Origin of the sequence: Burkholderia sp. HI2500, assembly GCF_002223055.1 — a bacterium.
GTDB lineage: Bacteria > Pseudomonadota > Gammaproteobacteria > Burkholderiales > Burkholderiaceae > Burkholderia.
Window position 1 is genome coordinate 1,083,465 of record NZ_NKFL01000006.1, and the last position, 19,068, is coordinate 1,102,532.

12 protein-coding genes are annotated in these 19,068 nt (G+C 69.5%); all 12 read right to left on the reverse strand.

Features of this window, described 5'->3' with window-relative positions:
• Positions 1-29: 29 nt before the first annotated feature.
• The 12 genes from tssI to tssM all read right to left on the reverse strand — a co-directional run bounded on the left by tssI (position 30) and on the right by tssM (position 19,067).
• Positions 30-2,303, reverse strand: coding sequence for a type VI secretion system Vgr family protein (tssI, locus tag CFB45_RS22645; RefSeq protein ID WP_089427471.1), 2,274 nt, complete (start codon positions 2,301-2,303; stop codon positions 30-32).
• Positions 2,300-4,960 (reverse strand): type VI secretion system ATPase TssH, encoded by a 2,661-nt coding sequence (gene tssH, locus CFB45_RS22650; RefSeq protein ID WP_089427472.1) that lies wholly within the window; start codon positions 4,958-4,960, stop codon positions 2,300-2,302. The genes tssI and tssH overlap by 4 nt, the downstream gene beginning before the upstream one ends.
• 12 nt (positions 4,961-4,972) lie before the next feature.
• Positions 4,973-6,076 (reverse strand): type VI secretion system baseplate subunit TssG, encoded by a 1,104-nt coding sequence (gene tssG, locus CFB45_RS22655; RefSeq protein ID WP_089429094.1) that lies wholly within the window; start codon positions 6,074-6,076, stop codon positions 4,973-4,975.
• Positions 6,073-7,944: a type VI secretion system baseplate subunit TssF gene (tssF, locus tag CFB45_RS22660; RefSeq protein ID WP_089427473.1), complete on the reverse strand. Its 1,872-nt coding sequence runs from the start codon at positions 7,942-7,944 to the stop codon at positions 6,073-6,075. The genes tssG and tssF overlap by 4 nt, the downstream gene beginning before the upstream one ends.
• 4 nt (positions 7,945-7,948) lie before the next feature.
• Complete coding sequence (tssE, locus tag CFB45_RS22665) at positions 7,949-8,506, reverse strand: type VI secretion system baseplate subunit TssE (RefSeq protein WP_089429095.1); 558 nt, start codon at positions 8,504-8,506, stop codon at positions 7,949-7,951.
• A 16-nt stretch (positions 8,507-8,522) separates the two neighbouring features.
• On the reverse strand, positions 8,523-9,014 hold the full coding sequence (locus CFB45_RS22670) for an Hcp family type VI secretion system effector (protein WP_027791618.1): 492 nt from the start codon (positions 9,012-9,014) through the stop codon (positions 8,523-8,525).
• A gap of 71 nt (positions 9,015-9,085) precedes the next feature.
• On the reverse strand, positions 9,086-10,594 hold the full coding sequence (gene tssC, locus CFB45_RS22675; RefSeq protein ID WP_046547841.1) for a type VI secretion system contractile sheath large subunit: 1,509 nt from the start codon (positions 10,592-10,594) through the stop codon (positions 9,086-9,088).
• Positions 10,587-11,141 (reverse strand): type VI secretion system contractile sheath small subunit, encoded by a 555-nt coding sequence (tssB, locus tag CFB45_RS22680; protein ID WP_089429096.1) that lies wholly within the window; start codon positions 11,139-11,141, stop codon positions 10,587-10,589. The genes tssC and tssB overlap by 8 nt, the downstream gene beginning before the upstream one ends.
• A gap of 73 nt (positions 11,142-11,214) precedes the next feature.
• On the reverse strand, positions 11,215-12,330 hold the full coding sequence (gene tssA / locus CFB45_RS22685) for a type VI secretion system protein TssA (protein ID WP_089427474.1): 1,116 nt from the start codon (positions 12,328-12,330) through the stop codon (positions 11,215-11,217).
• The gene (locus tag CFB45_RS22690; protein WP_089427475.1) at positions 12,317-14,680 is read right to left on the reverse strand and encodes a serine/threonine protein kinase; all 2,364 of its coding nucleotides are present in this window, start codon (positions 14,678-14,680) and stop codon (positions 12,317-12,319) included. Before CFB45_RS22690 ends, tssA begins: the two co-directional genes overlap by 14 nt.
• Before the next feature lie 83 nt (positions 14,681-14,763).
• The gene (gene tagF / locus CFB45_RS22695) at positions 14,764-15,459 is read right to left on the reverse strand and encodes a type VI secretion system-associated protein TagF (RefSeq protein WP_089427476.1); all 696 of its coding nucleotides are present in this window, start codon (positions 15,457-15,459) and stop codon (positions 14,764-14,766) included.
• A complete protein-coding gene (tssM, locus tag CFB45_RS22700) occupies positions 15,441-19,067 on the reverse strand; it encodes a type VI secretion system membrane subunit TssM (protein ID WP_089427477.1) in 3,627 nt (1,208 codons plus the stop codon). The genes tagF and tssM overlap by 19 nt, the downstream gene beginning before the upstream one ends.
• Position 19,068 lies beyond the last annotated feature (1 nt).

A 19,068-nucleotide genomic window follows, 5' to 3' on the forward strand; every position in this document is an offset into this window, starting at 1 on the left:
ATCGTGTGACCGGCAGGCGCCGGTCGAAATCAATTGATGTGGGCAATCGTCCCCTGGATCGTCACGCCCGATCCGTCGAGCGTGATCGAGCCGCCACCGGTCGCCAGAACGATCCTCGTCGCGTTGACGTTGACGGTGCAACTGGCCTTGCCGTTGTCGATGTTGACAGTCGGTGCCTGAAGATTTGCCGTCGACTTGCCGGAAAGATTGAGATCGTTCTCGCCGTAAATCGTCACGCCAGGTGCGTAGCCCGCAATGTTGACGCCCTTGCCGTATCCGGCGATGGCCACACCGCCACCCTGGCCGCTGATCCCGACACCGGTATCGCCTCCGGTTCCGCCGATGGAGACGCCGACGTTGTCCTTGTTGATCGACACGCCACTCTTTCCTGAACCCATGTCGATGTATTGGCCGGCCGCCAATGAAGCGACTTTGTTAACGTCCACGGAATGGTTTCCGGCATTGACCTTCGTCGCATACGACCCGGTGCCGACGACATGCGTGCTGTTCCCCTCGACGAAGACGTCGTGCGTGCCGGCGATCACCGCCAGGTTGTGATTCCCCTTGGTCACGGTATGCGAACTGTTGCCATCGACCGACACGCTGCGATTCCCCGTCACCCCATGCGTCTCGTTCGCCCCAATCTGCGCGACCCGGTTCTGCCCGATATTCACCGTCTCGTTCTGCCCCACGCTCCGTTGCCGGTTGTTCTTCACCTGCATCGTTTCGTCGTTCCCGACCGTATGCGTATGGTTGTTCCCGACGGAAAGCGAATGATCGAGCTCCGTCTCCGCATCGAAATTCCTTTCCGCGTGCATCCACAGTTGCTCGGCGCCCTTCTTGTCCTCGAACCGGAACGCATTCGCATGGTCGGTCGTCCCGCCCGGCGAAGAGCGTGACAACAGCCCGCTCTGCGTCGCACTGCCCGGCAGCCCCCACGGCGGCATCTTCTCGCCGTTGAAAACCCGTCCGGTGACGATCGGCTCATCCGGATCGCCGTTCAGAAAATCCACGACGACCTCATCACCCACCCGCGGAATCTGCACGCCCCCGAACCCACCCCCGGCCCACGGACTCGACACCCGCACCCAGCACGACGAATCCTGATTGCTCTGCCCGTATCGATCCCAGCGGAACTGCAGCTTCACGCGCCCGTACTGGTCGGTCCAGATTTCCTCCCCCGGCGGCCCGACGACGGTGGCCGTCTGCGGCCCGTTGGTGCGCGGCCGCGGCGTCTCGCGCGGCGACCGGTAAGGCAGGCTCGACGGCTGCACGAGCATCATCGTCTGATGCACGACGGCCTCCGCGCCCTGGTCGCTCGCATACGCGTTCTCCTGAAAGCGGTACTGGCAGCGCACGATCAGGTATTCGCGGTTCTGGTCCGCCCGCGGGCAATGTTCGAGCGTGAACAGATAACCGGGCGCGACACCGCGCACATCGGTATCGGCGCTCGCCCGTTCATGTTCGGCCTGCTGTTCCTCGAGCCGCACGCGGCTGTAATGCGCACCGGGCGCATCGTCGCGATACCCCCCCGGCCACTCGAACGAAGCGAAACTGTCGTGATCGTGCCCACGCGGATCGACTTTCTGCGACGAAAGATCCGCGCGCGGCTTCGTATAGTCATAGTCGGTGGTCTGGTGCCGGCCGACGCTCACCGCCTGCGCGGGCAGCCAGCCGTCGATATGCTCCTCGTCGGCGATCGCGGTGCGGTCGCGCGCGATGTACGGAATCGTCTCGTAGCCGGGCAGCACGGTATGCGACGACATCGCGTCGCCGAGCATCAGCGTATGCGTGTCCTCCGCATGCCGGAACCAGAAGTAGATCCCCTCGAACTCCATCAGCCGCGACACGAACGCGGCATCGGTCTCGTTGTACTGCACGCAATAGTCGCGCGGCACATACGATTCGGCGAGGTGGTTCTCGATCGGAAAGCCGTACGTCGACAGCACCTCCTGCACGATCTCGGGCACGGTCTTGTTCTGGAAGATCCGGCAATCGGAGCGGCGCGTCGCGAGCCAAAGCCATGGGCGCACGATCAGCTCGTAGCCGTAGTAGCGCTCGGCGCGCCGGCCGGAAAGCGATGCGCGCGCAACGATCCCGTTCAGGTAGCGGGTCGACCGGTCCTGCTGTTCGATCCGGACCGTCACGGGCTTGCCGAGCATGTCCTTCAGCGACAGGCTGTGACTGTCGGCGAGCGCCTCGATCCGGAATTCGAACAGGCGGCCGAGCTCGTCGCTGCCGTCGAGCGTATGGAACTTGAGGCCGTCGCCGTGCGGGCTGTCGAGTGTGAATACGCGATTCAAGTCGTTTCCTCCTCGTCGAACCGGTACGTGAATTCGCCGTCGGCGGCGCTCAGTTCGATCGACGACAGCGTGCGGCCCTCGAGCGTGGCCTGCAGGATCGCGCGGCCGATGCGCGGCATCACGGTGTGCGTGAGGATCGCGTCGACCATCCGGCCGCCGGATTCGATCGTCCGGCAACGCTCGACGACCAGCGCGGTCGCCGCTTCGGTGCAGCGCAGCCGGATGCCGTGGTGCGCGTCGATCCGCTGCTCGATCCGCCGCAACTGCAATGCGACGATCCGCGCGAGCGTCGCGTCGGTGAGCGGGTAGTACGGCACGACGGTCAACCGCCCGAGCAGCGCGGCAGGAAACACGTCGAGCAGCGGCGCGCGCAGCGCATCGGCGAGCGTCTGCACGTCGGGCAGGCGCTCGGGGTCGCGACACAGCTGCATCACACGATCGGCACCGACGTTCGACGTCAGCAGGATCACCGTGTGGCGGAAATCGATGTCGCGCCCCTCGCCATCCTCCATCCAGCCCTTGTCGAATACCTGGAAGAAAATCTCGTGCACGTCGCGGTGCGCCTTCTCGATCTCGTCGAGCAGCACGACGCTGTACGGGCGGCGGCGCACGGCTTCGGTGAGCACGCCGCCCTGCCCGTAGCCCACGTAGCCGGGCGGCGCGCCCTTCAGTGTCGACACCGTATGCGCCTCCTGGAATTCGCTCATGTTGATCGTGATCGCGTTGTGTTCGCCGCCGTACAGCGTGTCGGCCAGCGCGAGCGCGGTCTCGGTCTTGCCGACGCCGGACGGCCCGCACAGCAGGAACACGCCATGCGGTTTCTTCGGATCGTCCAGCTTGGCGCGCGCGGTCTGGATGCGCTCGGCAATCAGCTCGACCGCGTGCTGCTGGCCGACGACGCGCTCGCCGAGCGTATCGGCGAGCTTCAGCACGGCCTGCGTTTCGTCGCGGACCATGCGGCCGAGCGGAATGCCGGTCCAGTCGGCCACGACGGCGGCCACCGCGTGTGGGTCGACGGCGGGCAGCACGAGCGGCGCATCGCCCTGCAGGTCGGCCAGCGCCTGCTGGGCAGCCGAGAGACGGTTTTGCGCCGCGGCTCGTGCATCCGCATCGAGTGCGTGGGACGGATCGTCGTCGAGCAGCAGCGCACGGGCATCGACGATCGCGGTCAATGCGTCGCGTTCGGTTTGCCAGCGTGTGTCGAGCCGGTCGAGTTCGGTTCGGGCGGTAGCAATGTCGTGCTCGATCGCGTCGCGCCGCGCCGTATCACCGGTGCCGAGCGCGCATTCGCGCCCGATCCGCTCCTGTTCGACGCGCAGGCTGTCGATGCGGCGGCGTGCATCTTCGATCGGCGCGGGTACCGCGTGCTGGCTGACGGCGATGCGCGCGCAGGCCGTATCGAGCAGGCTGATCGCCTTGTCCGGCAACTGGCGGGCGGGAATGTAACGGTGCGACAGCGTGACGGCGGCCTCCAGCGCATCGTCGAGCACGAGCACGCGGTGGTGGGCCTCGAGCTTCCCGGCCAACCCGCGCAGCATCGTCAGCGCGGCCGCTTCCTCCGGTTCATGGACGTGCACGAGCTGGAAGCGTCGCGTCAGCGCCGGGTCCTTCTCGATGTACTGCTTGTACTCGGACCACGTGGTCGCGCCGATCGTGCGCAGCAGGCCGCGGGCGAGCGCGGGCTTCAGCAGGTTCGCGGCGTCGCCGGTGCCGGCGGCCCCGCCCGCGCCGACGAGCGTGTGGACTTCGTCGATGAACAGGATCGCCGGCCGCTCGGACGACATCGCTTCGTCGATCACGCCGCGCAGCCGGCTCTCGAATTCACCCTTCACGCTCGCGCCGGCCTGCAGCAGCCCGATGTCGAGCAGGTACAGCGCGACGTCCCGCAGCGACGGCGGCACGTCGCCGGCGGCAATCCGCAGCGCGAAGCCTTCCGCGACCGCCGTCTTGCCGACGCCGGCCTCGCCGACCAGCAGCGGGTTGTTCTGCCGGCGTCGCAGCAGGATGTCGACGATCTGGCGAATTTCCGGATCGCGTCCGATCACCGGATCGATCTCGCCGGCCCGCGCGCGGGCGGTCAGGTCGACGGCGAAGCGCGTGAGCGCCGAGCCGGCGGCGGCGGCGGTCGCGCCGCGCATCGTCATGTCGCCGCCCTGCGCCGCCTGCCCGGCCGCTGGCGCTTCGGGCGAGCCTTCGACGATCGACGCGAGTTCGTCGGCGAGCACGTCCGGCACGATGCGCTCGAATTCGCGCGTGATCGCCAGCAGCACGTTGCGCAACTGCGGTGTCTTCAGGATCGCGAGCAGCAGCACCGCGCCGCGAATGCGCGTCGCGTCGTACTTCAACGTCGCGTAGACCCACGCGCGCTCGACCGCATCGTCGATGTGCACGGACAGATCCGACACCGAGCCCGCGCCGCGCGGCAGCTTGTCGAGCGCGGTAACGAGCCCGCGGTCGATCGCGGCGCCGTCCACGCCGAAGTGGCGCAGCACGCGCTGCAGGTCGCCGTCGGGCCGCTGCAGCATCTGCTTGAACCAGTGCGCAAGCTCGACGTACGGATTGCCGCGCAGCCGGCAGAAGCCGGTCGCCTGCTCGAGCGTCTCGTAGAGGAACGGATTCAGCTTTCCGAACAGGTTGGCGCGGCCGATATCGGACATGACGGTTCCCGTTTAAGCGGTTTCGCGATGAAGGGGGGCGCCGCCGCGCCGCACGTCGTAGCGGACGACGAGGTCGCGCGCGGGGCCCGGATCGAGCCGTTGCCCGAGCCACGCGGTGCGGCCGATGCCCTGCGGCGCGCCGAGCGCGATCGCCGGCACCGCGTCGGCCGCCAGTTCGAGCTGCACGTCCCAGTCGAACTCGATGCCGACGTATTCGCGCACCCATTGCGCGAGCTGCCGCGCATGCGGGCCGCCCGGCAGGAAACGGCGGTACGCGTCGAGCGACAGCGGGCCGAGCACGATCCGGAAGCGCGACTGCGCATCGCGCACGGCCACACCGAGCGCGACGGCGCCGACCCGCAACGTCGGCCGCGTCGCGCGGATCGTGCAGCGCTGCGAACGTTCGATCGCGACCCACTGCGGCACGTGCTCGACGATGCGCGCCTCGACACCGAAATGCCGGCGCAGGATCTGCACGAGCCCTTCCGGGTTGCGCGTGTGCCGCACGAGATGGCCCGCGTGGAAATAGCGCGCATGCGGCGCGAGCGTGTCGGCGTCAGCGTGGATGTCGGCTTTCGCGGCCGGCTTGTCGCCATGCGCCGCCCGGCCGATCAGGCTCGCGATATAACCGTCGAACCGTGCGCGCTCCGGGCGATCGAGGCTCACCGTCGGCTGCGCGTCGGCCCAGGCGCGGTAGAACAGCAGGATCAGCCGGTGATGGAACAGGTCGGCGAACGCGGCGAACGTCGGATCGTCGTGCTGCGCGGCGCGTTCGTGCGCGTATTCGGTCAGGTGCGTCGGCAGCGGCCCGTTCGGGCCGAACAGCCCGAACCCGTGGATCGCGATGCGCGGCGGCATGCCGCTGCCGTCGTCGCTCACGCCGGCCAGCATCGACGCCGCGAACGCGAGCGACGGTTGCTGCCCGAGCCGCACCGGCTCGTCGCGCGGCCGCGTCGCATGGCCGAGCGGCGCGCGGCCGGGCGACAGCGCATCGAGCCAGCGCAGCGCCTGGAACAGGTCGTAGCCGTGCGGCGCGGCGCGCAGGCGTGCCCACCACGCGTCGCGGCGTGCGGCTTCGGCAGCCGGCCCGGTAGCCGGAGACATGTCGCGCTTCATATCGCGGGCCGCCTGCCGATGCGCGCCGGCCAGTGCGCGAGCGTGCCGCGCTGCGCACTGGTCAGCACGCATTCGGCGAACGCGTTGATCGACACGTGCCGCGCGAAGAACTGTTCGAGCACCGCGCCGAGCAGGAACGGGCTGTCGCCGGAGAACGCATGATCGTCGACGGTCACGTCGACCTGCACGCCGCGCCCGAACATCAGCGGGCCGGACGCCGGCAGCCGGCGGAACACCGGCGAGAACGCCACGCGCAGCACGCCGTCGATCTGCCGGCGCATCGCGGCATCGGCCGGGTCGGCATGCAGGCCGAGCAGTTCGCGCAGCGCGTGCGCGCCCTCTTCGTCGTCGAGATCGGTCAGCGTGTGGCGTGCGAGCCCGAGATGACGGATCAGCCGCCACGCGGTTTGCGCATCGGCGATCGGCGGGCGCGGCCGCGACGGGCCGCGGATCGCGACGATGTTCTCGACCGGGGCCGACACGCGCAGCGTGAACGTGTTCGCGTCGCCCGGTGGCTGCAGCAGCACGAGATCGCGGTTCGTGCACAGCGTGTCGGCCGCCAGGTAGCGCATCGTCTCGTCGTACGGCGCGCACTGGCTGTCGACGAGCGACACGTAGGTCTCGCTGCCGACGTAGCCGGTGCGCGTGCCGTTCGCACGTGCCTGAGAAGAGACCAGCCTCGGTTCGCGCCGCACCGTGTAGTAAGCGCCGTGATTGCCGTCGTCGCTCGCGAACGACGCGTGAAACGGCCGGAATTCGCGCGACTGGCCATCGTCGCGCTGCTCGCTCGCGAGCCGCTGCACCGCATAGACCTCGTAGTCGAGCGGCCGGCTGCGATCGACGACGACATGGTGCTCGCGCGCGCCCGGCTGCAGCGGAATGCGGTCGGCGCGGCGCGCGAACAGGTTCACGGCCGGCGTGCAGTTCAGCGCGAGGTGTTTCGCGCTGACGGCCGCCTCGAGCGCCGCATCGTGGCGATCGAACAGCACGGTCAGTTCGAACGCGTCGCCGGTCGCACGCGCAAGCGCGGCGCGCAGCCCGCCGATGCTGAAGAACAGGAAACGCGCCGGAAACGCGAAATACTCGCGCAGCAGCCGGTAGCCGTGGAAGCTGCGGCCGTCGTCGGGCAGGATCGCCTGCGCGGGATCGAAGCCCTCGTGGACGATCGCGTCGGCATCGAGCGTATGCAGCCAGCGCGGCGGCTGCGCCGGATCGTGGCACACGACACCGAGCGCATGCGCGGCGATCAGTTCGAGCAAGTGAAGCGCGTCGCGCTCGGGGCCGGCCAGATGAAACGTCAGCCGGTCGAGCGGCAACTGGGACAGTTTGGCACCGCCGCGCGCCTCCAACCGGATGCGCAGCGCGCCGCGCACGTCCTGCCGCGCGGCGAACGCGCCGCGCGGCAGCCACGACGGCGCGCCGGTGACGGTCGCATCGGTCAGTTCGAGCGGCCACAGCGTCAGGTCATGCGCGGTGCGGAATTCGCAGGCGGTCTGCTCGGACGCGGCCGGACGCGCGCGCAGCGCGGTGCCGGCCGGCAGCCGCCAGCCTTGCGCCAGGCTGCCTTCGTTCAGCAGCGGCGCGAACCGCACGATCGCCATCGACGGCAGCGGCGCGATATAGCCGGGATAAACGGCATCGAGCAGCGCCTGCGTGAAGCGCGGAAACTCGGCGTCCATCTTGAGCTGCACGCGCGCGGTGAGGAAGCTGAAGCCTTCGAGCAGCCGCTCGACGTACGGATCGGGCGGCCCCGATTCGTTGAGCCGCAGCCGCGCGGCCACTTTCGGGAACTGCTGCGCGAATTCGCCGCCGAGCTCGCGCAGGTACGCGAGTTCGCGGTTGTAGTAGTCGAGCAGGCGCGTATCCATCGCGTCAGGCCCCCGCCACCGATTGCAGCGACATCGCGCCCGTCTCGAGATCGAGGTCGGAGCGCAGCACGAATTCGAGCGGATGCGGGATCGACCACAGCGTGCCGCGAATCTCGAACAGCAACACGTTGTGGCGCCGTTCGCCGGCGCGGCCGCCGGCCGCGTCGATCACGCTGCGGACTTCGACGCTGTCGGGCGCGATGCGCGGCTCGAAGCGGAGGATCGCGTCGCGGATCGACGCCTCGACCGACATCCGCTCGACGCCCGACATCGGCTTGCCCACGAGCGGCCGCATCCCGTAGTTGAGCACCGACGCCTGCGCGTGCGTGAACGCCGACCAGTCGACGAAGCCGTCCTCGGCGTTGCGCGTGTTGAGCAGCCACGCGAGATCGCGCAGCACGGCCGCACGCAGGCGTTCCGTGCCGATCCACTGCGCGCCGGGCGCTTCGGCGGCGCGCTGCGGCGTGTCGTCGGTGAGCCGGTCGAGCAGCGCGGGCTGGAGCCGGTCGCGCAGGCTGCCTTCCCGGCTGTCGCGGCCGTCGCGGGTTCGCGGGTCGTCCATCGTCATCTCCGCGCCGTCACATCTCGGTGTTTTCCTTGATGTTCCAGCCGACGGTCACCTCCGCGCCCTTGCCGCCGTTGTCGTTCTGCTGCCAGTACTGCTTCTTCACCTTCGCGGCCTGGAAGCCGTAATGCATCATCAGCCGGTCGGCGACGTCGCCCGGATCGATGCCCGCGACCTGCGCGGACGTGACGAGCACCTCCTGCAGCGTCACGCGCATGAACTCGACCTGCGTGCCGCCCGTCTTGCATGCGGAGATCTCGACCGACGACAGATGCTTGCCGTTCGCGCAGTTCTTGATGATCGCGGGCGCGCCCTTGTCCATGTACGCGGCGACGACGAGATCGTTGAAGCTCGCCTTGCCCGCGTTGCCGCCGCTGCCGCTCGCCATCGCGCCCGGCTGGCTCGCGCCCCACGTGAACGACTGGATGTCGGTCCAGCCCTTGTGCTGCGCGTCCGCCGATTCGCCGGTCACGCCGTCCACCTTCATAAACATTGCCACGCCCATTGCCGTCTCCGTTTCAGTGCGATGTCAGGATGAATGCCGCGTTGAATGCCGATCGTTGCTTGCTGCGCTGCTCACTCGTTGGCCGCCTTCGCGGTCGGCAGCCGCGAGATGAGCCGCAGCGACACCGTGAGCCCTTCGAGCTGGTAGTGCGGCCGCAGGAAGAATTTCGACGTGTAGTAGCCGGGGTTGTCCTCGACCTCGTCGACCACCACCTGCGCGGCCGCGAGCGGCTTGCGCGCCTTGGTTTCCTGCGACGAGTTGATGGGGTCGCCGTCGACGTAGTTCATGATCCAGTCGTTCAGCCAGCGCTCCATGTCGTCGCGTTCGCGGAACGAGCCGATCTTGTCGCGCACGATGCACTTCAGGTAATGCGCGAAGCGGCAGCACGCGAACAGGTACGGCAGGCGGCCGGACAGCCGCGCGTTCGCGGTCGCGTCGGGATCGTGGTACTCGGCCGGCTGGTACAGCGACTGCGCGCCGATGAACGCCGCGAAATCCGAGTTCTTCCGGTGTACGAACGGCATGAAGCCGTTCTTCGCGAGCTCGGCCTCGCGGCGGTCGCTGATCGCGATCTCGGTCGGGCATTTCTGGTCGACGCCGCCGTCGTCGGTCGGGAACGTGTGGCTCGGCAGCCCTTCGACCGCCCCGCCCGATTCGACGCCGCGGATCGACGAACACCAGCCGAACTGCTTGAACGAGCGGTTGATGTTCGCGGCCATCGCATACGCCGAGTTCGCCCACGTGTAGCGGTCGTGGTTCGCGGCGTCGGTGTCTTCCTCGAAGTCGAATTCGTCGACCGGGTTGGTGCGCGCGCCGTACGGCAGCCGCGCGAGAAAGCGCGGCATCGCGAGGCCGATGTAGCGCGAATCCTCCGACTGCCGCAGGCTGCGCCACGCCGCGTATTCGGTGTTCTGGAAGATCTTCGTCAGGTCGCGCGGGTTCGACAGCTCCTGCCACGAATCCATCTGCATCAGCTCCGGCGATGCACCGGCGATGAACGGCGCGTGCGCGGCCGCCGCGATCTTCGACAGCTCGCCGAGCATCTCGACGTCCGGCGGGCTGTGGTTGAAATGGAAATCGCCGACCAGGCAGCCGAACGGCTCGCCGCCGAATTGCCCGTATTCCTCTTCGTAGATCTTGCGGAACAGCGGGCTCTGATCCCACGCGACGCCCTTGTAGCGCTTCAGCATCCGCGCGACCTCGTTGCGCGACGCCGGCAGCGCCTTGATCTTCAGCAGCTCGTCGGTCTCGGTGTGCGTGACGAGGTAATGCAGCCCGCGCCACGCGCCTTCGAGCGTCTGGAACTCGTTGTGATGCAGGATCTGGTTGATCTGCTCGGACAGCTTGCGGTCGATCTCCGCGATGATCTGCTTCACGCTGCCGTACGCATCGGTCGTCATGCCGACCGTGTGTTCGAGCGCCTGCTGCGCGAGCGTGCGCACCGCGCGCTCGACCGACTCGCGCGCCTCGGCCGTCTTCGGCTTGAACTCCTTCTGCAGCAGCGCGGCGAATTCGTCGTGCGCGACGGCCGGTTGCGCGGCGTCGCGCGTGTCCGCACGGGATTGGACGGGATCATTCATCGCGGGCCTCCGGTTGGGTCGCGTCGCCGCCCTGCGCGGGCTCGTGCGGGTTGCGCACGAGCGTCTTCAGCAGGTCGGGATCGTTGATCGCGCGCTCGATCAGCTGCTCGGCGCCATGCTTGCCGTCCATGTACGACAGCAGGTTCGACAGCTCGGTGCGCGCCTCCAGCAGCCGGCGCAGCGCGTCGACGTTGCGCGCGATCGCGGCCGGCGAGAAATCGTCGATCTGCTCGAACGTCATGTCGACGTTGAGCATCCCTTCGCCCGTCAGCGTGTTCGGCACCTGGAACGCGACACGCGGCGCGATCGATTTCATCCGCTCGTCGAAGTTGTCGACGTCGATCTCGAGGAACTTGCGCTCCGGCAAGTCCGGCAACGGCTCGGCACGCTTGCCCGCCAGGTCGGAAATCACGCCCATCACGAACGGCAACTGCACCTTGCGTTCGGCGCCGTAGGTCTCGACGTCGTACTCGATCTGCACGCGCGGCGCCCGATTGCGCGCGATGAACTTCTGTCCGCTGCCTGCCGCCTTGGTTCTGTCCGTCATCGTCCACTCCTTCACATCGATCAGGTTGCGCAGTTGGTCGTCAGCGCCCACATCGCGGCGGCGCTCGCTCGTTTCATTCGCTCCGCTCGCCGCTCAGCAGATCCAGCTTCGGCAGGCTCTCCGGCGCGAGATCGCGGATGATTTCGTAGAAGTCGAGCGCGAGCAGCCGTTGCGCGCGCCGCAGCAGCAGCGGCGCCGGATGGCTCGGCTCGTGTTGCTCGAAATAGCGGCACATCTTGTCGAGACCGATGCGCACGTCGTCGCGGCTCGTGACCTCGGCATCGCGCCAGGCGTGCGCGTTCGGTCGTGCCGCCGGCGCGGTTGCGGCAACGCCTGGCGGCGCCGTGTCGCCGGGCGCGGCCTGCTGCATGTCGGGCGACACCGGTTGCGGCTCGGGCAGCGGCACGTCGCGCACGATCCGTTGCAGCGCCTTCTCGGCGTCGCCTTCGTCGGGCGCCCATTCGCGGCCCAGCCTGTCCGTCACGCCCACGCGGATCGCCTCCAGTGCGTGCAGTGCCGCGCGCGCCGCGTCGAGCGGCGTCGTGCCGTCGCTGCGCGCGGCCGACAGCGCAGCCAGCAGGCTTTCGCGGCTGCCCGCCACGGGGCTGCCGGTGTCGTCGCGGCCGTCGAGCAGCCGTTCCGCGTCGCGCACGCTCGGGCCGCCGTCGAACAGCGGCTGGCGCCGCGCCGCGCGCGCGCAGCCGTGCGCGCCGGCTATCTCGGCGAGCGCGTTCATCCGCAATGTCGGGTCCGGTTCGCCGTCAGCGTCGAGCCGCGGATGCAGGTCGTCCCAGCGGCGTTCGAGCAGGTTCGCGACGAGCGCAAGCGCGTCCGCGTAGCCCGGAATACCGTGTTGCTCGGTCCAGCTTCGCGCGAGACAGGCGATGACGCGCAGATCCTTCGTGCGCGCCGACAGCGCCAGCGCGAGCCGCTCGACCGCCCGCCAGTCGGGCGCCTCGGCCGGGATCACGGAGTCGCCGTATTGCTGCTCGGCACGCGGCGTCGCGCGCTCCTGCAGTTGCAGGAACTCGGCGTCGTATTCGAGGTTCGCGCCGCACGGCGCATCGGGCGCGACGTCCGCGAGCAGTTGGCCGATCAGGTCGGCGCGCGGGGTCGCCGGCAGGCCGGGCGGCACCGTGGCATGTGCGGCGGCGGCCAGCGCCGCCTGGCTGACGTCATTCGAATGCATAGTCGATGTTGACCGGTTTGCTGCCGAAGTCGATCGCCACGGTGCGGTGCAACGGCGGCAGCGAGCCGTTGCGGATCTCGATCACGTAGACGCCCGGCGTCAGCGATACGGAGCGCAGCGGCGGGCTCGCACCGCGCCGCGCGCCGTTCACGTAGATGTCGCCCCAGGGCCGCACGTTGAAACGCACCTGCACGGTTTCCTGCGCCTTCGGCGGACGCGGCTGCGACTCGGCCGTTGGCGCGGTGACGGCGGCGACAGCAGTCTCGGCCTCCGACGGCGCCTTCGGTGCGGGTGTCGGCGCGGTCGCCGGTGTGGCGGCCGCTTCCGACGGCGGCACGTTGACGACGCGTTCCGACGAATCGAGGCTGCCGGCGGGCGCGATGCCCGAGCTGGAGCCCGACGGCGACGGGGCCGGGTTCGTGACGGTGGTCGCAACCTGCGGCGCGGGCGTGGCGGCTTCGACGGCAGGCGCGCTGGCCGGTGCGGCGACGACGGGGGGCGGTGGAACCTGCGCGGACGATCCGGCCGGGAGGCTCGACGGCGGCACGACGGTCGGTGTCGGCCCTTGCTGGGCCAGCGTGGCGCCCGGCGTGCTCGCGGGCGGTGACGTGCCGGCCTGCGGCTGGCTGGCGGCCGGCGCGGCCTCGTCGGCGACGCGGGCGGGACGCGACAGATAAGTCGCCGCGAGGCCGACGGCGATCAACGCAACGAGTGCGCTGCCGACGTAGACCGGCACCCGGCGGTTGCGCGATCCCGGCGGAGCGTGGCCGCGTTGGGCGCCGGTCGGCCCGGATGCGCCATTCGATGACGAGGCCGACGCCGATGCGGCGGGATGCGGTGCGCTCGAACCAGCGGTGCCGGCAGTCGCGGATGCGTTCGCATTCCCGGAACCCGCCGCACCACGTGGACCGACGCCGGTGTCGGTCGTTGGGGATCGCGTACCGGCTGCGTCGTGTGTGTCAGTTCGCGCAGCAGACGCTTCTTGCGCGCGTTCGACGTTTCCGTTCGCCGTTTCGGATTCGACCGGCTTTTCAACCGGTTTCGCAGGCGATTGAGACGCATGCGATGCAGCAGACGCTGCCAGCGAGCCCGCAGCCGCAACGGCGGCGCCTTGCGCGACGGTTTGGGACGTCGAACGCATATCGGCCGCCGGCTTGGCGCCGGACACGCCAGGCGCTGCGGATGCCGTGTGCGTGGGTGTAGACACATGATCTGCACCGCCGGCTGTCGACGCCCGCCCATCCGCCGCAGCGTTGCCCGAAGCGGTCCCGCCCGCGCCGATCGAAGCCGCGCCAACAGCCGACGCCGTACCGGACGCAGCCGAAGCCTCCCCCTTCCCTTCCCCGCTCCTGCCTGCATCACCCACCGGCGGCACGACCGCCGCGCCATATCCGCCACCCGTCCCGACGTCCCGCAACCCGAGCTCCGCCGCGAACGCCGCGACCGATTCCGGCCGATCCGGAATCCGCAACTGCAGCGCATGATCGACCGCCGCGAGAAAGGCCGGGCTGTACACCTCGCCGGCGGGCAGTTCGCGCGACGCGAGCGGCCGGTACGTGTCCTTGATGCTGCGCACGACGGCCGCGGGCGGCAGCTCGCCGGTGATCATCGCGTGCATCACCGCGCCGAGCGCATAGAGGTCGGTCCACGGCCCCTGGCTGAACGCGGGATCGTCGGTGTACTGCTCGATCGGCGCGTAGCCGGGCTTGATCATCATCGCGCCGTCGTCGACCAGGTCGCCGATCCGTTTGCGCGCCGCGCCGAAGTCGAGCAGGATCGCGCTGCCGTTCGGGCGGATCAGCACGTTGTCGAGCGCGACGTCGCGATGGAAGCACTGCGCGCGATGCAGCGTGTCGAGCGCGCCGAGCAGCGCGCCGACGATATTGCGCAACTGCGTCTCGCTGATCCGCATCCCGCCGTCGAGCAGCTGCTTGAGCGTGCGCCCTTCGTAGAACGGCATCACCATGTACGCGGTGCCGTGGCTTTCCCAGAAATGCAGGACCTTGACGAGCCCCGGATGGTCGAATTGCGCGAGCAGGCGCGCTTCGTTGAGGAACGCGCCGCGGCCGGCGTCGAAGGCCTGCGCGAACCGCTCGGAGCGTAGCGACACCGTGTAGTCGCCGCCGCGCGTGGCCAGCATCGACGGCATGTATTCCTTGATCGCGACCGCGCGCCGCAACGTGCGGTCGAATGCGCGATAGACGATCCCGAAGCCGCCGATGCCCAGCACCTCGTCGAGCTGCAGTTCGCCCAGACGATGGCCGAGCGGCAGCGGCCGCACCGTGAATTCGGATGCGTCGCCGCGTGTCGCCGTGTCGTGCTCGTTGTCTCTCGATCCAGCGTCCTTCATCTCCACCACCTCTCGAAACCGCGTCCTTTCCACTCGCCGCACCCGCCGCGCCCGGCGGCCCGCCGTCGGTCAGCCGGGGGCCGCTAGCTGCCGCCGAACAGCGTCAGGAACAGCGCGTTGTCGGGCGTGCCCGTATGCGCATGCGTGCGCAGCGGCGATCCGTCCGCGCGGTTGGTCCACCAGAAACTCGTGCCGCCGTGCGGATCGAAGTAACCGGACAGCCCGGGCCACGCGGCCGGGGCCGGCCGTTCCGGCGGCGGCGCCGGCATGCCGTCGACGATGTCGGCGTACGTGTCGTCGCGCTGCGTGAGCCGCACACGCGCCAGCATCAGCTCGAGATCGCCGGGCGCGCGGGCATGGCGGATCGTGTCGAGCAGCGCCTGGCCGACCTGCCAGTAGAACGTGTCGGCGGCATCCGGCAGCCCGTTCCAGTAATCGGCGGCGAGCATCGGCAGCGTGACGATCACCGGGTAGTAGCGCCCCACCCGGTCGCAGCTCGGCGCGAGGCAGCCCGGCTGCACGCACGACGCGCCCGCGCCCGCCGGAATCAGGAAATTCCAGACCGGCGCGACCGTGTAGTGGCGCTCGATCTCGTCCGCGCCGCGCTGGCGCATCGCGGCCATGCCCTGCTGGAGCCAGCGCTCCCACCACAGCGCGAGCGCATGCGGCAGCCGGCTGTTCACGAAGTCGCCGGCGCCGGGGATCTTCCCGTACCAGGCCGGCGCATCGCCGTCGGTACGCGTGAACGGCGGTGTCGGGCTCATGGCTTCGGCGGGCATGTAAAGGACTCCATCTGGGGCAGCCTGAACGGGTTGCGGACACTGCCCGCATTCACTTGCAGCACGATCGGTTTGCCGTCGACCGTGAACCGCGCAATCATCTGGTCCGAGCCACGCCCGGCGGACACTCCCGCGCGGTCGAACAGCCGGTGCAGCGCCCACGGCCCGTCGGTCGAGAAGCCGTCGGTCGCGCCGGCCTGCCCGGACACCTGCAGCCGCACCTGGTTGCTGCCGCGCGGGCCCGGCCAGTTCACCGCGCTCTGCACGAGCGGGCCGTGCGCGTAGCGGACGATCTGCCCGTCGACGTCGAGCACCATCTCCGTGATCGACGGGTCCATTTCGAGCGGCTGGATCTGCACCTTCAGCTGTGCGGTGCGCGCGCCGCCGCCGAAGTAGACGTCGCGGATCACCGCCGCCTTCTCGAACGACGCCAGCATCGCGGCGGCCGGCGGATCGGCGTCCGCATTGCGGTTCGCGAAGCGCCACGGGTGCGACGTCGTATCGACGATCGACTGCAGGTTCTTCTGGAAGAAGTCGTCCATCAGGCCGCCGGGCGCGAACATCTGCGCGAAATCCGCCGGCGCGACGTCGCGCGCCGCGCCGCGCGCGAACGGATAGCGGCCCGCGATCGCCTGCCGGCAGAAGTCGCCGACGTTCGCGCCGGCCCGCGTCGCGACGCTGCGCTGCTCGACGGTCGCCACGCTGCCGTTCGCGACGTTCGACAGGTCGTCGAGCACTTCGCGGAACGGTGTCGGCAGGCGGCCGGCTTGCGCGCGCAGCTTCGCGGGCGCATCGGACGGCGGCGGCTGCGCGCCGCTCCTCAGCGCGTCGTCGGTGGCCGTCAGGTACGTGTACAGCGCGTCGATCGACTTCAGCACGTCGTTGAATGCCGACGCCTGGTCGCCGCTGCCCGGCGCGAACGCACGCAGCCCGGCGAAGTGGCTGTCGACGATCTGCTCGGCGCTCGCGGGCGCCGCCGCGGACGCACTCGAATTGCCGCCCTGGCCCGCGAAGATCTGCGACAGCGAGCTGCGCGCCTCGTCGACCTTGTCCTGCGCGCGCGCCGCGAGATTGCGCGCCCCGCCCGGTGCGTCGCCGAGCGCGGTGTCCCGTGCGAGCGCCACCATCAGTCGCGTGAGCGGCGAATCGGCGGACGACAGCGCGCGCGCCACCTGGATGCTCTGTGCGAGCGTCGCGGTGCGCTGCAGCTTGATGTCGGCGAGATAGTCGTCCCAGATCTTCAGGTAGTCGTTCAGGTAGAGCTGGCGGATATCGCGCGCCCACGCCGCCGCGTCGTTCGGGCCGGGAATCTCGGACAGCCCGAGGTTCAGCACCCACACCTCCTCGCGCCCGTACGCTTCGACCTCGCCGGCCAGGCGAGGCGCGAACACGTTGCGATAGCCGTTGCGCGTGTAGAGCCCCGGCACGCCTTCCGACAGCGGCTTGCCGCTCTGCCGGCGGAACACCAGCGATGCGTCGGGGCCGACCGCCCGCGCGACGCTGAAGTCGAACGCGGCCGTGGCCGGCCGCAGCGTCATCGTCATCTGCCGGTACAGCCGCTGCGAGAACGGCACCTGGCGCAGCCGGTCGCGCACGTCGGCCACGAGCCGCTCGTTCATCGGATACGGCGACACCGCGACCCGGTTGCCGAACAGCGCGGCAAGATGCGCACGCAGCGCGGAGCGTTCGGCCGGCGAGAAATCGGGCGGCAGCGCGCGTTCCATCTCGAGGTCGACGACGGCCTGCACGAACGCGGGATCGTAGTGCGCGCTGTCGTACAGCATCAGGTACGCCTTCAGCGCCGCATACGCGTATTCGGTCTCGTCGGGCCGTGCATCCCGCAGCGCGGCCTCCATCCGGCTCGCGGCGATCGGCAGCAGCACGTCTTCGAGCGCGCGCCGGTACACGGCGTCGACGGCTTCGTCGATCTTCTCGCCCTGGAACAGCCCCCACCGATACGCGAGCGGCGGATGCTGCAGGTCGACGCCGCCCGCATTCGCGAGGTTGCCGAGCGCGTCGAGCACGGGCAGCAGGCGCGCGACGTCGGCCGCATCGGAGAATTTCGCGCCGGCGATCTGCGCATCGACGGCCGGCACACGCGCGCCGATCTGGTCGAGATACGCGCGGTTGTTCGAATAGCTGCGCAGCCACGCAAACAGCACGGCCACGCACGCCAGCGCGAGCAGTACGTAGCCGGCGATCTGCAGCACGCGCCGCTTCTGGTGCCAGCGCAGGTCGCTGCCGGCGAGCGCGGCTTCGCGGAAGATGTGCTCCTGCAGCAGCGACTTCAGGAAGAAGCTGCGCCCGGTCGAACCGACCTGCGCGACCGGCGGCACGCCCTCGATCTTCAGGAAGCGCTTGATGCCGCTCATCACGCGATCGAACGCGGTGCCCTCCTGCGTGCCGCTCGTCAGGTAGACGCCGCGCAGCATCGGCATCGGCTCGTAGCTCGACACGGAAAACACCTCGGCGACGAACTGGCCGAGCATGTCCTGCAGGTCGGCGATCTGCTGCGGGAGCAGGTACGTCATCTCGCGCTGGCGCGCGTCGGTCTGCGCGGCGAGCAGCTCGGGCAGCCCGTCGTTCAGCCGCTGGTGCAGCAGCCGGTATTCGCGGTCGAATGCCGCGCGCAGGTCGAAGCCCGGCGCCTCGCTCTGCGCGAGCGGGAACGTGAAGCCCCACACCTGCGCGCATTCCGCGCGGCCATAGCTGCTGAAATACTCGGCGAAGCCCGCGAGCAGGTCGGCCTTCGTCACGAGCAGGTACACGGGAAAGCGGATGCCGAGCTGCGCGCGCAGTTCGAGCAGCCGCTTGCGCAGCACCATCGCGTGCTGCGTGCGTTCGGCCTCCGACGCGCCGAGCAGGTCGGCCACGCTGATCGTCAGCATCGCGCCGTTCAGCGGCTGGCGTGTGCGGTATTTCTTCAGCAGGTCGACGAAGCCTTTCCATTCGGCCTCGTCGAGCGCGCGGTTGCCCTCGTGCGTCGTATAGCGGCCGGCCGTGTCGATCAGCACCGCGTCGTTCGTGAACCACCAGTCGCAATGCCGCGTGCCGCCCACGCCGCGGATCGCCGCGCGGCCGAACTGCTCGGCAAGCGGAAAGCTGAGCCCGGAATTCACGAGCGCGGTGGTCTTGCCCGAGCCCGGCGCGCCGATGAACACGTACCACGGCAGCTGATACAGATACTGGCGCGACATCCGGTCGAACCAGCGCGGCAAGCCCTTGCGCACGGTGTCGGCCTGCCCGAAGCGCACCTTCTTCAGCAGCGTCGCGGCTTCGTCGAAGCGGCTGCGCAACTCGTCGAGCTGCGCTTTCGCCGGATCGTCGGCGACAGCCGGCCCGGGCGCGGCCTCGCGCAGCTGGTTCAGCAACTGCGCGTTGAGGCGGCCGGCGCGCCAGCTGCGCCACGCGACGCGTGCGCCCCACGCGATGAACAGCACCGCGATCGTGAGCCCGCGCGCCCAGCCGCTTTCGAGCGGCCGGACCTCGGCGAACGCGAACAGCGGCCCCGCGAGCCATACGAAGCACGCGAGCACGACGAGACCGGCGAAGGTCCAGATCTCCCGCGACGGCAACGGCCGGACGAAACGCGCGACAGCCTGGTTCATG